The 12982-nt window shown below is 63.2% G+C and carries 14 protein-coding genes and 1 pseudogene; 9 read left to right on the forward strand and 6 right to left on the reverse strand.

Features of this window, described 5'->3' with window-relative positions:
* The coding region (locus EOA49_RS02740; protein WP_164749189.1) for an erythromycin esterase family protein at positions 1–810 on the forward strand (810 nt) is incomplete at its 5' end.
* Between the two features lie 69 nt (positions 811–879).
* Here EOA49_RS02740 and EOA49_RS02745 read toward each other — a convergent pair.
* From EOA49_RS02745 to EOA49_RS02755, 3 genes are all read right to left on the reverse strand, one after another.
* Positions 880–1194, reverse strand: a complete 315-nt coding sequence (locus EOA49_RS02745) for a hypothetical protein (protein WP_095826296.1) — start codon at positions 1192–1194, stop codon at positions 880–882.
* A gap of 549 nt (positions 1195–1743) precedes the next feature.
* Positions 1744–2169, reverse strand: a complete 426-nt coding sequence (locus EOA49_RS02750) for a hypothetical protein (protein ID WP_067320635.1) — start codon at positions 2167–2169, stop codon at positions 1744–1746.
* Positions 2170–2489: 320 nt separating this feature from the next.
* The gene (locus tag EOA49_RS02755) at positions 2490–2975 is read right to left on the reverse strand and encodes a hypothetical protein (protein ID WP_127241333.1); all 486 of its coding nucleotides are present in this window, start codon (positions 2973–2975) and stop codon (positions 2490–2492) included.
* A gap of 187 nt (positions 2976–3162) precedes the next feature.
* Between EOA49_RS02755 and EOA49_RS02760 the strand changes: the two genes are divergently transcribed.
* Positions 3163–3483 (forward strand): hypothetical protein, encoded by a 321-nt coding sequence (locus EOA49_RS02760; RefSeq protein WP_127241332.1) that lies wholly within the window; start codon positions 3163–3165, stop codon positions 3481–3483.
* A gap of 388 nt (positions 3484–3871) precedes the next feature.
* Here the strand turns inward: EOA49_RS02760 and EOA49_RS02765 are convergent, their stop codons facing one another.
* Both EOA49_RS02765 and EOA49_RS02770 read right to left on the reverse strand, forming a co-directional pair.
* Positions 3872–4738, reverse strand: coding sequence for a Ku protein (locus tag EOA49_RS02765; RefSeq protein WP_127241331.1), 867 nt, complete (start codon positions 4736–4738; stop codon positions 3872–3874).
* A gap of 564 nt (positions 4739–5302) precedes the next feature.
* Positions 5303–5542 carry a hypothetical protein gene (locus EOA49_RS02770; RefSeq protein ID WP_127242059.1) on the reverse strand — a complete coding sequence of 80 codons (240 nt, stop codon included), beginning with the start codon at positions 5540–5542 and terminating at the stop codon, positions 5303–5305.
* A gap of 180 nt (positions 5543–5722) precedes the next feature.
* Between EOA49_RS02770 and EOA49_RS02775 the strand changes: the two are divergent.
* From EOA49_RS02775 to EOA49_RS02785, 3 genes and pseudogenes are all read left to right on the forward strand, one after another.
* Positions 5723–6288: pseudogene (locus EOA49_RS02775) on the forward strand (SDR family NAD(P)-dependent oxidoreductase); the annotation flags it as partial.
* 93 nt (positions 6289–6381) lie between these two features.
* Positions 6382–7560: a zinc-dependent alcohol dehydrogenase gene (locus EOA49_RS02780; RefSeq protein WP_127242061.1), complete on the forward strand. Its 1179-nt coding sequence runs from the start codon at positions 6382–6384 to the stop codon at positions 7558–7560.
* Between the two features lie 63 nt (positions 7561–7623).
* Complete coding sequence (locus tag EOA49_RS02785; protein WP_127242060.1) at positions 7624–7866, forward strand: hypothetical protein; 243 nt, start codon at positions 7624–7626, stop codon at positions 7864–7866.
* A gap of 80 nt (positions 7867–7946) precedes the next feature.
* Here EOA49_RS02785 and EOA49_RS02790 read toward each other — a convergent pair whose 3' ends face one another.
* Positions 7947–8219 (reverse strand): hypothetical protein, encoded by a 273-nt coding sequence (locus EOA49_RS02790; protein ID WP_095779479.1) that lies wholly within the window; start codon positions 8217–8219, stop codon positions 7947–7949.
* Positions 8220–8431: 212 nt separating this feature from the next.
* Here EOA49_RS02790 and EOA49_RS02795 point away from each other — a divergent pair, with 212 nt between their 5' ends.
* Genes EOA49_RS02795 through EOA49_RS02810 form a run of 4 tightly spaced genes read left to right on the forward strand, consistent with a single transcriptional unit; the run spans position 8432 to position 12982 of the window.
* Positions 8432–9538 carry an SDR family NAD(P)-dependent oxidoreductase gene (locus EOA49_RS02795; RefSeq protein ID WP_067320618.1) on the forward strand — a complete coding sequence of 369 codons (1107 nt, stop codon included), beginning with the start codon at positions 8432–8434 and terminating at the stop codon, positions 9536–9538.
* The gene (locus EOA49_RS02800; protein WP_127243045.1) at positions 9535–10608 is read left to right on the forward strand and encodes an NAD-dependent epimerase/dehydratase family protein; all 1074 of its coding nucleotides are present in this window, start codon (positions 9535–9537) and stop codon (positions 10606–10608) included. Before EOA49_RS02795 ends, EOA49_RS02800 begins: the two co-directional genes overlap by 4 nt.
* Positions 10605–11897, forward strand: a complete 1293-nt coding sequence (locus EOA49_RS02805; RefSeq protein ID WP_127240310.1) for a TIGR04295 family B12-binding domain-containing radical SAM protein — start codon at positions 10605–10607, stop codon at positions 11895–11897. Before EOA49_RS02800 ends, EOA49_RS02805 begins: the two co-directional genes overlap by 4 nt.
* Positions 11882–12982, forward strand: coding sequence for a glycosyltransferase family 4 protein (locus EOA49_RS02810; RefSeq protein WP_127240308.1), 1101 nt, complete (start codon positions 11882–11884; stop codon positions 12980–12982). The genes EOA49_RS02805 and EOA49_RS02810 overlap by 16 nt, the downstream gene beginning before the upstream one ends.

Genomic DNA, 12982 nt, shown 5'->3' on the forward strand with positions numbered 1-12982 from the left:
GAACGCTACGGCTGCCTGACGCCGTGGCAGCACGAACCCGCCACCTATGGCCGGGCGGCGCTAACCCGAGGCTACCGGGAATGCGAGGAGGCGGTGCTGCGGCAGTGCCGGGACATGCTGTCGCGTCAGCTCGATCACGCCGGCCAGGACGGCGACGAATTGTTCGACGCCGCGCAGAACGCCCGGCTCATTGCCTCCGCCGAGCACTACTATCGCGTGATGTACTATGGCGGCGCGCAATCCTGGAACCTGCGCGACACGCACATGTTCGACACGCTGCAACATGTTATCGAAGCGCGTTCTCCCGATGCCAAGGCCGTGGTCTGGGCGCACAACTCCCATATCGGCGACGCCCGCTTCACGGAGATGGGAATCGTCAGGGACGAAGTGAACATCGGTCAGCTCTGTCGCCAGCGGTTCGGCGACGACGTAGCCGTCATCGGCTTCGGCACGCATGCCGGCACGGTCGCTGCCGCCAAGCATTGGGACGGCGAAATGGAAATCATGTCCGTGCGGCCTTCGCGCGAGGACAGCTATGAGCGGCTTTGCCACGACGCCGGCACCGCTCGTTTCCTGCTCGACCTTGGAGCCGATCCAGCCCTTCATGATCGGCTGACCGAACGTCGGCTCGAACGGTTCATCGGCGTGATCTATCGGCCGGAAACGGAACTGCACAGCCACTATGCCGACGCCTCGCTTGCGCGGCAATTCGATGCCTTCGTCTGGTTCGATGAAACCACCGCCGTGACGCCGCTCGGGCCGGAGCATGCGACGCGCGGGGTCCCGGACACCTACCCCTTCGGCGTGTAGGCATGACGAATGCATTCGACATCGCGCTGATGCGGAACCTTCGGCGCGTGGTGCGGCGAGCGAAGACTACTATTCTTTCACGTAGGCACCAGACCGGCGGCCGCCTCTGGGTGCTTTCGCATCCTTGGAATGCTCGGCGACCGATGGGCCGGCTCCGGAAGTTTTTTGCGTCGCAGGACCAGGCGTCGCCCGTCCCGGAGGGTTTTGCCCTTCCGACTGATGTGTCTTGTCTTCCACCTCGCCCTGTCTGCGGGTGAGCCCAAAGCGATCGTGAGGCTTTTCGTTGCCGGCCGCGGCCTGCGAAAACCGGTCTGAGGGATCCGGATCGGTATTGGCCGGGTACTTCCTGGCGCCGGTCTCGCGGCGGTTCTCTTCCTTGCCCATGACTCTCTCCGGGTTGATCTGGAGGATAACAAGATCGTCGGAAGAGCGTTCCCCGACCTGGCCGATAAGGGACGCGGGCAATCGGCTCCATCAGTCCGATGGAACAAACACGCCATCGCCCAATTAGGCAAACAGAGGTTCGGAGGCCAAGCGCGGTCCGGTTGCGCCCGATCCGACAGTCGGCGCGGCTTCGGCTCCAAACACGAAAAAGCCGGGCGGCTAGCAGCGGACGAAAGGATTTCTGATGCCCCGGATCGTTGCAGTGATCGCGATCGTGGTGATTTTGTTGATAACCGTTTGGGCCTGGATCGGCCGAGAGCCCGAGCGCCCGAGCGGCGGGAGCCAGCAGCCAGCGCCCCACGCGATCGACCAGAACGGCTGAAGCAGGGCCTTTCGATCGGCGACTTGCCGTTCTCACCGCATCGCCGTCTTCGCCGCATTGCGGTCTCGCGCGCCCTGCATGGACCTATCGCTCCGCGGATCGATCAACGTCCGAGCAAAGCCGGCGGCTGTCGCAACAGCCGCGATAGCGAGCAGGTTGAGACGCAGTCAGTGTATGAAGCGGCTTCTCAGCCAGGCAAAAATGCGATTGCCTGTGACAATTCTCCGGACGCGTCCAGCAGCCCAACTGGCCTGCATGGTTGCGCCGGTGTGGCAGCTGCAGACGACTTCATGCAACTGCCAATCGGAGAGTTCAAAGAAGCGTTTGGCTTCCCCATAGGTATCGGACTGCAGGCCCGAGGCCCTCAGCAGCGGGTCTTCGAACGCAACCGTCAGCGGGGATCCAGCCGCCCGCGCCTCTTCCCGCATGCCTGGATAGAGATACTCGGTGCCGGTGAGCGCGGCGAGACAGCGCAACGGATTCCGCTCGAGCAGTTCTGCCCACCTCTCTATCTTTTCAGTCCTTGTCGTGAGCGGCACCAGCGGATTGATATCAGCGACTGCGTGCAGTTGGTCGAGCGTTTGGTGTTTCATGATAGGCTCCCGTCCATACTTGGCTGACCGGCTTGTCCTGGCGGGGTCGGCAGGCCCGCGTCTGAGGTGCGGGCCGATCAGTGTTTCCCACCGATCTCCGGCAGGCGCCAAAAAAGCGGCGCCTGCAAATCATCGAACTGACAGTCGTCCCCAAAGTTCCGGATGAACACGGAATTCATTTGGAATGAGGTTCCGCAGTGCAGGACTGCACGGCGTTTCAGTTGCGAGCCCAGGCTGGACTAAGATGCAGGCGCATTGTCGAATATCTCATATCCAGTGATAGGAACGGGAGCATGGTCCTTTTCAGGCCCCCGCGGTCCTCATTCCGCTGCCGCCTTCTTCCGTTTCGCCTCGTCGAAGTCGATTGACAGCACGATCTTTCCGTTGGCGTCGCGAACCCGGACGGCCCAGCCCTGCTGCCCACCTTCGGCGGCCGTGTCGTCAAGCAAATCAATCGCCGAACGCAGCGCCTCGTCGTGCACGGCCTCCAGGTTCGGGAATTCCACGCCCTTGAGCTGCCGCACGCCATCATGGTCGCGATATTCGAATGTGAAGGGGCTGTCCGGCTTGGCGGGCTCGCTGAAGTCGCGGTTGCGCTCCTGCGCGGACCGGTGTTCCACGGTCTCGAAAACCGCGCACTGCACCATCATCTCTTTGGCGCGATCGATAACAGCGGTGTCGCCGTACGTCGGCCGTGGATCGGATCCAGCCATTGTGACGGCAATCTTTTCGCCGCCCTCACCGAGAAATTCGACTGTCACCACGCCTTCCGAGTTGGAAACTATTTGGGTCTCGAGAACCTGCATCGGTGCCTCGTCATCTTAGATAACGAAGGTAAAAGCTGCCCAACAGGAAATGTTCGGCCGCGCTCAGCGATTGATAGTTCCCCCTTCCCGGAAACGAGTTCCTGGACAGCAGCGTTTCTACTTCGCGTTCAAGATCCCGTGGGAACACCGACGCCTGACAGATGTTTGGTAGCGAAGGAGCTGTCCGATGACCTCACCGAGCAAGCGAACACCCGCCGAGGGTCGAGGCGAAATGCAGATGGGCATTAGCCGGGACAAGACGCCCGGATTCGACCCTTCTGCCGCCCCGCAGGAAACGGATGCAGAGGCGGGAGGGTCGACGAGTTCCGCCCATCGCGTCGCATCAGATAAACCGAAATTCACCAATCAGGCGAGCTTCGCCGACGCCATGCAGCGCCCCCAGAACACGCCCGGCCTTCAACCGAGCAGGAACGGGCCGGTGCTGGTGATTGCGGCGCTCGTGGTTCTGGCGGGCGCCGCTTTCCTGCTTGCCGCCCGGCTGGGTTGATGGATGCCGGCTCGCCGAGGAAGTGGCGCTCCAACCCGGAACGCCCGATGCAAGGTCTGATAGCTAGGGAGTATGTGCATGCCCATGTTGAAAAAGCTTCTTCGCCATCTTTGGCGACGGAAAATCCAGCCGGCGGCCAATCCATCCCCAGTCGATGCGATCGTGCGGCTGTTGCGTGAAAGCGAGGAACGCAACGGATAGATTTTTGGATCGTGCCCGGTGCGCCCCGGCGCGCGAAATCCTCGAGCTCGTGCTCTTCTGCCACGGACGGTGTTTTAGCCCGCGCTGAGCGTTACCCGAATTCCTCCTCGGCGAAGGCGCCAAGACTCCAGCCTTGTTTGCCTCGGTCTGCAAGCCAGCTTGATGTCGCTCACCGCACAGACAACTGCTATGCCGATTTGCGCCCCCGTGCAGAATTCTTCGTCTTTTTTCGTTTCGGCGCTCCCCTGGACTTCGGGGATTTGGGTTTTGCCCCGGCCTCCGCGCCGAGGCTCGTTTTCAGCGCATCGAATAAATTGACCACATTGGACGGCTTGGGTTCCGCCTTGGCTTTCGGCGCCTTCCTGCCGGCCTTTTTGGCGCGAACCAGTTCCAGCAGTGCCTCCTGATATCGATCTCGGAACTCGGTGGGATCGAACTTGCCCTTCTGCTTATCGATGATGTGCTCAGCCAACCCGATCATCTCGCTGTCGGGCTTTCCCGACTTGATCTCGGCGAAGACGCCGGCGGGCTCGCGCACGGTGTCGCCATAACGCAGGGTGGTCAGCATCATGCCCTTGCCGCGTGATTCGACCACCACCGGGCGTTCCCTCTGATAGAGCACGATGCGAGCGAGCCCGGCCATCTTCTTTTCTGCCAGCGCGTCGCGGATCACCGCAAAGGCCTCTTCCGAGACCTTGTCGGCGGGCGTCACGTAGTAGGGTGCGTCGAGATAGATCTGCTCGATCGACGATTTGTCGACGAAGCCGTCGAGATTGAGCGTGTGCGAGGACTCGATCTGCACCGCCTCGATGTCTTCCTCTTCGATGAAGATGAATTCGTCCTTGCCGACTTCGTAGCCCCTGACCTCGTCGTCTTTATCCAGCGGCTTGCCGCTCTCGGCATCGACATAGATGCGCCGGACCCTGTTGCCGGTCTTGCGATTGAGCACGTGGAAGGAAACCTTCTCGGCATGGGTCACGACGTTCGTCAATTCGACGGCACAGGTGACCAGCGACAGTTTGAGATAACCGCTCCAGGCGGGACGCGGCGCCATGGCGATCTCCTTGGCGACAGGAATGCAGCCGGAACGGCGAACGCACCGCTTCGGTTCCGACGTCGCAGGCCGGCGCATCGCGTCGGCTTCAGCCGGCTGAACCGGGAAGCAGCGCTGAACTTCCCGGCGGGAGAAGCAACGGGAGCTTCCGACAAGGGCCTGGCCCGACATATTCGAGTTGCAGACATCTCGTTCGAAACGTCCGTCCGTCGCGGGATCATTCGGAACAATGGGCCTTCGGGCAAGTTGGATACGGCTCCAACGGCGAATTGATCTGGAACGACCGTGGCGACGCGGAAGATCGACAAGGACAGGCGTGAGCGCACCTCGAATGCGGCGCGCGAACTGCTTGAGACGGAACGACTGGCGCGCCAGGCAAAGACGGCGCGACTACGCGAGCAGCGCTTGGCCGCGGCACCGGCGGCAAAGTCGCCTCCTCCCGCGGCTAGGCCGGGCCGGACGCCCAAGAAGCGAAAAATCATAGATATCAGCTAGCGCCTGGCTCCGTTCGGCGCTGCCGCTTGAGGGCGGCCGGAAATCGATGACGCGTCCAGCCAGCTTCTCTCATTCCTTGGCCGCTGGCTCTCCAGGCCCAATCTCGGTCTCATCTAATATGTGCTCGTGAATGATGCCGAGGATTTGCAGCCTCACCGCCTCACGCGCCTCCGGCTGGATGAACGGCATGAGCAGATCGACCCTCTCCTTGACCCGACGGGGCAGATCAGCGCTGGGATCGATCAGCTGGCTGCCATGCTCATAGAGGTTGTCGGTAAGTTTCTTATCCAGATCGGAAAAGATGCCCATGGTTGTCGCTCCACATTGACGGCGGAACAGCCGTGCCCCGAATTGGTTCCGTCTCGCCAAGCCTCGTTTGCCGCGCGTTGCCGAGTCCCAAGAATTCGAACGGAACAATCGCACTCTGCGCATGTTCGGCCGGACCACACTCGCACGGTCGGAGAACGAAATGGAAACGGAAAGCTCGCCGTGGTGACCGGCGCTTCCAGCGGCATCGGCAAGGAACTGGCGAAATATGCGCGAGAGATGGCTACGAACTGGTGATCGTGGCCGACGAGCCGGCGATAGAGCAGGCTGCCGAGGCGCTGCAATCTCACCACGTTGCAGTCGAGGCGGTAGAAGCCGACCTCGCGACCGAGTAAGGGGCCAATCAACTGATCGCGAGGATTGGTGACCGCGCTATTGACCTTCTGTTCCTCAACGCGGGACGAGGCCTGGGCCGGGGCTTCGTCGATCAGGACTGGCCCAAGGCGCGCCGCGTCATCGACACGAACATCACCGGCACGGTCTATCCGGCACATCGGCTCGGCCGGCAGATGGTCCGGCGTGGCCGCGGCCGGATCCTGTTCACGGGCTCCATCGCCGGCTTCATGCCCGGCACCTTCCAAGCGGTCTACAACGGCACCAAGGCCTTCATCGATTCATTCGCAATCGCGCTGCGCCATGAATTGGAGGACAGCGGTGTGACCGTGACAGTGCTGATGCCCGGCGCGACGCAGACCCGCTTCTTCGAGCGCGCCGACATGATGGGCACCGAATTCGGGACTCAGGAGAAAGGCCGCCCGGGGAACATTCCAGCCGGGCGCAAGTTCGATGCACTCACTCCTCCAATCGACAGGAACGGCACGATGAAAGCGCTGACATGGCACGGCAAGGGCGATATCCGGTGCGACGCGGTCGCCGATCCCGCGATCGAGGACGACCGCGACATCATCATCAGGGTTACCTGCTGCGCCATTTGCGGTTCGGACCTGCATCTGATGGACGGCTATATGCCGACGATGAAATCGGGCGACGTGCTGGGCCATGAGACCATGGGCGAAGTGGTGGAGGTCGGCCGTGGCCACAGCAAGTTCAAGAAGGGCGATCGCGTCGTCGTTCCCTTCAATATCTCATGCGGCGAATGCTGGTTTTGCCAGAACGGCCTGTTTTCACTCTGCGACCGGTCGAATCCCAATGCCGACCAGGCCGCCAAGGTCATGGGCCAGTCGCCCGCGGGCCTGTTCGGCTATTCGCATCTGGTCGGTGGCTATTGGGGCGGGCAAGCCGAGTATTTGCGCGTGCCTTTTGCCGATGTCGGCCCGATCAAGGTGCCGGACGGCATGGACGACGAACAAGTCCTGTTCCTCTCCGACATCTTCCCGACCGGCTATATGGCGGCGGAGAACGCCGGCATCCAGGAGGGCGACACCGTCGCCATCTGGGGCTGCGGGCCGGTCGGCCAGTTCGCGATCCAGAGCGCCTGGATGCTTGGCGCCGGTCGCGTGATCGCCATCGACAAGGTGCCGGAGCGGCTCGCTATGGCGCGCGACTACGGCAAGGCCGAGACCCTCCATTTCAGCAACGTGAATATCTACGATGCCCTGATGGCCATGACCAACGGTCGCGGCCCGGACAGTTGCATCGACTGTGTCGGCACCGAAGCCGATGCCAGCGCCACCCCGGATTCCATGCTCGATAAGGTCAAGGCGAGTGTCTATCTTAGCACCGACCGGCCGCATGTGCTGCGCGAGGCGATCTATTGCTGTCGCAAGGGAGGCACCATTTCGGTGCCCGGCGTCTATATCGGCCTTGTCGACCACATCCCGTTCGGCGCAGCGATGAACAAGGGGCTGACGTTCCGCATGGGACAAACCCACACGCAACGCTATCTCGAGCCTCTCCTGCACAAGGTCCAAAGCGGCGACATCGACCCGTCCTTCGTGATCACCCACCGCGCCGGGCTCGAGGCCGGACCCGACCTCTACAGGAAGTTCCGCGACAAGCAGGACGGCTGCATCAAGGTCGTGATGCGCCCTCACGGGTGACCACGTCTTTGCCCGGAACTCGCCCGGGCGCCCTGTCGTTGCGATCAGGTAAGGAGGTATCAAATGGCTCAACTGAAAAACACATCTCGGCCGGCCACCAGGTCACCGAACGCCGAAGGCCTTCCGCGTCCTGACCGCGATGCCATGGATAGCGACGCCGGCGCGAGACCGGCAGTTCCCAAAACAGCCGGCGCCGCCGAGGAACAGTCGACATCACCGCTCGACAGTAAGGTTGCCAATCGCAATGCCGGTCGCAAGCGCGAGGCCGGAACCACCCCGCGCCCAACCGACAAGCCATTGGATTGAGGCAACCGGGGCGGCGCGGCAGCCTCCGCCGGTCGGGCCGCTTGCGTGCGTTCGTTGCTGGTTACCTGCCGCCGCCCGCGTCAACCATTCCCGCTCCGCTCGACAAATTTGTTGAAGCGGCTCTTTCCTCCGCTCCCGGCCTTGTCCTGATGGAGGAAGGCAAGGTCGTTCTCGTCGAAGATCCGGAAGAACTCATCCCACTCGATCGGTTCGAGCGCTTCCTCCGGCTCGCCGAAGTCGATGCGCAGGATGCCGCCCTCGCCCTTGGTGCGAACCACGGCGGGATGGCCGTCCCTCTCCTCAACCCATTTGCGAATTTCGTCGTGATTGGTGGTCGTCTTCGCTTCAGACATGGCATTCCCTTTCTCGCCGCACGTCGGTGAGCGGCCCTAACAGCGCGCAAAGGGCAATGTTCCCGGGCATGCGGGCGACCCGCCGACAGCTTCGCCACGAGGGAACTTTGATGAAGCAGGGAACAAACCTTTTGTCCCGAAGTTCGGGAGCCCAACGCTAAATCGGCCCCAACGCTAAATCGGCCCCAACGCTAACTCGGCAAGGAGTTCTCGTGAAACGTGTCCTGGTTACGGGAGGCTGCGGTTTCATTGGCCGGCATGTCGCCCAGGAACTCATCGAGCATGGCTACGAGGTCCGTGTCCTGGACGCACTCTTGGACCAAGTGCACGGCAATGAAGCCGTCAGCATTCCAGCTGGCGCCGAGCTGATACGGGGAGATGTACGTGATCGAGACGCGGTCGCCGACGCGGTAGCGGATGTCGACACCGTCATCCACCTCGCTGCCGAGGTCGGCGTCGGCCAATCCATGTACGAGATCGCCCGATATGTCGGCACCAACGATCTCGGCACCGCGACCCTGCTCGAGGCGTTGATCAAGAAACCAGTCGAACGCATTGTCGTCGCATCGTCGATGAGCATCTACGGCGAAGGCCTCTACAAGACACCAGACGGGCGGCGTATCGACGATGCCCATCGCAAGCCAAGCGACATCAGGATCGGCCAATGGGACCCGCTGTCGGCTGCCGGCGAAGCGCTGTCGCCGATTCCGACCGACGAGGAGAAACGTCCTGACCTCGCTTCGATCTACGCGCTGACCAAATATGCGCAGGAACGCGCGGTGCTGATCTTCGGTCAGGCTTATGACGTGGATGCGGTGGCATTGCGCCTGTTCAACGTCTTCGGCGCCGGTCAAGCGCTCGCAAATCCCTACACCGGCGTGCTTGCCAACTTCGCTTCGCGGCTCGCCAACGGCAAGCGGCCGATGATCTTCGAGGACGGCGAGCAAAAGCGCGACTTCGTCCATGTGCGCGATGTCGCCCGGGCTTTCCGGCTGGCGCTGGAGCAACGCCAGGCAGCCGGCCACGCGATCAATATCGGCAGCGGACGGTCCTACACCATCAGCGAGGTCGCTCGATTGCTTGCAGAAGCGATGGGCGTTCCGAAGCGGCCGCCCGAAATCCTCGGCAAGGCGCGCTCCGGCGACATCCGCAACTGCTTTGCCGACATTGCCAAGGCGCGCGAGCTGCTTGGCTTCGAGCCGAGCCATCGGCTTGAGAACTCCCTCGGTGAATTCGCGGCCTGGGTTCGCAACACCGTCGTCATCGACCGCGGCGCTGACATGAAGCGCGAACTTGAAGAGCGGGGGCTGGTGTCATGAGTGAGCGGCATCGCGGCCTTGGCAAAGCGCCGGTGGCCGTCATCGGCGGCAGCGGCTTCATAGGCTCAAACCTCGCCGACAGCCTGTTGTCGGATGGCGAGCCCGTTCTGGTCATCGACAATCTCAGCCGAGCCGGCGTCGAGCAGAACCTCGAATGGCTGGCGCAAAAGCACGGCAGCGATCTTAGAGTTGAAACCGTAGACGTGCGCGACCAAGCCAGACTGGCCTCCGTGCTGACGCCAGCAAGAGCGATCTTCCATCTGGCCGCCCAGACCGCCGTGACCACGAGCCTGATCGATCCCGCGGAGGACCTCGACATCAATCTCAAAGGCACCTTCAACGTGCTTGAGGCGGCGCGCCAGGTGAGCGCCCCGGTAATCTTCGCCAGCACTAACAAGGTCTACGGCAGCTTGCCCCAGCTCGCGGTGCAGGAAACGGACGACCGTTACGAGCCTTGCAACGAAGCCATCCGCGCCAATGGCGTCGACGAGACGATCGGGCTCCATTTCTGCACGCCCTATGGCTGCTCCAAGGGCGCTGCGGACCAGTATGTCCTTGATTATGCCAAGTCCTATGGCCTGCCGACGGCGGTGCTGCGCATGAGCTGCATCTATGGACCGCGCCAGTTCGGCACCGAGGACCAGGGCTGGGTCGCCCATTTCCTCCTCAGCGCGCTCAGCGGCCGGCCCATCACCGTCTATGGCGACGGCAAGCAGGTGCGCGACATCCTGCATGTGTCCGACGCGGTTGCCGCCTATCGCGGAGTGCTGGCCAGGATCGAAGACCTCAAGGGACAGGCGTTCAATCTTGGCGGCGGACCGCGGAATGCCGTCAGCCTGCGCTCGCTCCTGTCGGAGATCGCCATCATGACCGGCCGCGACATCGTGGTGCGGCAGGATCTCGAACGCACCGGCGACCAGCCCTTCTTCATCGCCGATACCCGCAAGATAGAGGCCGCGCTTGGCTGGCGGGCGCATGTCCCGTGGCGCGAAGGCATCAGCGACCTTGCCGGCTGGCTGTTGCGGCACCGTCTTCAGCCGCACGCTGAAGTGGCGAGGTACGTCGCATGAAAGTCGCACTGGTCAATCCACGTTGGACGTATGAACACAGCATCTATTTCGGCTGCCGCCAGCCGCATCTGCCCCTGGAGCTTGGCTACTGCAAAGCGCTCTTGGAGACCGACGGCCACAGCGTGCTGATGCTGGACGGGCAGTTGCAGCATCTCGACAACGCGGAACTTGCCGAGCGCGTGGCGGCGTTCGCGCCGGACATGACCGTCGTGACCACCGCGCCGACCTATCTGTTCTGGCGCTGCGCGCCGCCGGAGCTGCGGGTGCCGGCAGAATTCCTGAAGCATCTCGCCGGGCGCGGCGGGCGCACCGCCGCCGTCGGGCCGCATGGCTCGGCGACGCCGGCCGCTACCCTGCGCAAGCTTGGCGTCGATGTCGTCGTGCGCGGCGAATGCGAGGAGGTGGTGGCGGAGCTTGCCGGGCGCGGCGAATGGAGCGCCGTCCCTCACACGGCGCGGCTCGAGAGCGGCGTGCTGGCCTGCAACGGTGGCGTGAGCGTCAGCCGCTTCGTCGACCACCCGGCACTTCATTGGCCGTCCGATTGGATTGCGGCCCATTCGCACCACCATCATCGGTTCGACGCGGACCAGAAGGGCGCCGGTGCAGAGGTGGAAGCTTCGCGGGGTTGCCCCTATAATTGCAGCTTCTGCGCCAAGATCGATTTTCGCGACGCCTACCGCCGCAGGAACCACGACGCGGTCGTCGCCGAGATCGACGGTCTGATGGCCCAGGGCGTCGGCTACATCTACTTCATCGACGAGATTTTCCTGCCCCAGAAGGCGCTGCTCGAGGCCCTTGTCGACCGCGATATCCAATTCGGCGTTCAGACGCGCATCGACCTCTGGAAACCGGAGTTGCTGGAATTGTTGGGCGAGGCCGGCTGCGTCTCGATCGAAGCTGGCCTGGAAAGCCTGACCGTCGAAGGCCGCGAGATGCTGGCCAAGCGCTGTCGGCTGGGCACCGAGGAATTGGCCGCGCTGCTGGTCGATGCCCGCCGCCATGTTCCTTTCGTCCAAGCCAATCTGATCGGCGTGGTCGAGGACGATCCGGCCCTGGTGGAGTATTGGCGCAAGCACCTCATCGACAACGGCGTCTGGGCCAACGAGCCGGTGCCGCTCTATCCCTATCCGAGCTCGCCAAGTTACCGCGAGCTGTGGGGCGAACCCGACGATTTCGCCTGGGAGCGCGCGCATGAGCACTATCTGGCTTCGTTCCGGACGTTCAGCGACATCCAGGACCAGCGCCCGCGCGCGCTGGCCGAATTGGAGTCCTCATGCTGCAATCATTGATCCATCGCCCGCGGCGCATCCTGATGACCACCGACTCCGTCGGTGGCGTCTGGCGATATTCGCTCGACGTGGCGCGCGAGCTCACCAACCGAGGGGACAGCGTCGTGCTGGCCGGGCTAGGGCCTAGGCCTTCTCGGGAGCAGGCACAAGAGGCGCAATCCTTCGCGACGCTCGCATGGCTCGAGACCCCTCCGGACTGGATGACGCGCAACGAGAGCGATCTCGACGGCCTGCCCGGCGAGCTTCGGGAGCTTGCAACGACCTCTGCCGCGGACCTCGTTCATCTTAACGCTCCGGCCCAGGCGGCCGAGGTCGATCTGCCCTGCCCCATCCTCGTGGTCTCGCATTCCTGCGTCGTGACGTGGCTGCATGCCGTGCGCGGTCAGGTCCCGACCGACGGCTGGGCCTGGCAGAAAGACCGCAACCGGGCTGGTTTCAATCGCGCCGATATTGTGGTGGCACCCAGCCGAAGCCACGCCGACATGCTTGAGGCCTGCTACGGGCCGGTCGCGCGGCTAAGTGTTGTCCACAACAGTGCTCTTCCCGGCCCGGTCGCCTCGCGCCGCGAGCCTTTCGTCCTGGCCGCCGCCCGCTGGTGGGATGAAGGAAAGAACGCGGCTGTGCTGGATGCCGCGGCTGCCATGACGGAATGGCCGGTCCATGCCGCCGGCCCCCTCGGCGGGCCGGACGGGCAGATGGCGTGTCTCGATCATTGCGTCGCGCTCGGCTCGATCGGCCATGCCCAAGTGCGCCAGCGGATGGCGCGGGCCGGCATTTTCGTTTCGCCATCGATCTACGAGCCCTTCGGGCTTGCCGCTCTGGAAGCCGCGCTCTCGGGCGCGCCGCTGGTCCTCGCCGACATTGCGACCTATCGCGAACTCTGGGACGGCGCGGCTATATTCTTCGACACGCGCGATCCGCATGCGCTTGCCGGATGCATCGCCCACCTCTCGCGCGACGAAAATTTGCGGCGTCAGCTTGGCCGACGCGCCGTCCGTCGCGCGCGCAAATTTTCGCCGCAGGCGCAGGCGGTCGCGATGAGTGAAATCTACGATCGCGCGGCGATGGCCGTCGCAGGGCGCTGA

It is taken from the genome of Mesorhizobium sp. M1A.F.Ca.IN.020.04.1.1 (assembly GCF_003997315.1).
Classification (GTDB): Bacteria; Pseudomonadota; Alphaproteobacteria; order Rhizobiales; family Rhizobiaceae; genus Mesorhizobium.

Excerpts from the sequence above, each read along its gene's own strand:
- EOA49_RS02745 (WP_095826296.1), bottom strand. The coding sequence starts at position 1,194 with ATGGGCAAGGAAGAGAACCGCCGCGAGACCGGCGCCAGGAAGTACCCG.
- EOA49_RS02755 (WP_127241333.1), bottom strand. The coding sequence starts at position 2,975 with ATGCAGGTTCTCGAGACCCAAATAGTTTCCAACTCGGAAGGCGTGGTG.
- EOA49_RS02760 (WP_127241332.1), top strand. The coding sequence starts at position 3,163 with ATGACCTCACCGAGCAAGCGAACACCCGCCGAGGGTCGAGGCGAAATG.
- EOA49_RS02750 (WP_067320635.1), bottom strand. The coding sequence starts at position 2,169 with ATGAAACACCAAACGCTCGACCAACTGCACGCAGTCGCTGATATCAAT.
- EOA49_RS02780 (WP_127242061.1), top strand. The coding sequence starts at position 6,382 with ATGAAAGCGCTGACATGGCACGGCAAGGGCGATATCCGGTGCGACGCG.
- EOA49_RS02800 (WP_127243045.1), top strand. The coding sequence starts at position 9,535 with ATGAGTGAGCGGCATCGCGGCCTTGGCAAAGCGCCGGTGGCCGTCATC.
- EOA49_RS02805 (WP_127240310.1), top strand. The coding sequence starts at position 10,605 with ATGAAAGTCGCACTGGTCAATCCACGTTGGACGTATGAACACAGCATC.
- EOA49_RS02765 (WP_127241331.1), bottom strand. The coding sequence starts at position 4,738 with ATGGCGCCGCGTCCCGCCTGGAGCGGTTATCTCAAACTGTCGCTGGTC.
- EOA49_RS02770 (WP_127242059.1), bottom strand. The coding sequence starts at position 5,542 with ATGGGCATCTTTTCCGATCTGGATAAGAAACTTACCGACAACCTCTAT.
- EOA49_RS02785 (WP_127242060.1), top strand. The coding sequence starts at position 7,624 with ATGGCTCAACTGAAAAACACATCTCGGCCGGCCACCAGGTCACCGAAC.
- EOA49_RS02810 (WP_127240308.1), top strand. The coding sequence starts at position 11,882 with ATGCTGCAATCATTGATCCATCGCCCGCGGCGCATCCTGATGACCACC.
- EOA49_RS02790 (WP_095779479.1), bottom strand. The coding sequence starts at position 8,219 with ATGTCTGAAGCGAAGACGACCACCAATCACGACGAAATTCGCAAATGG.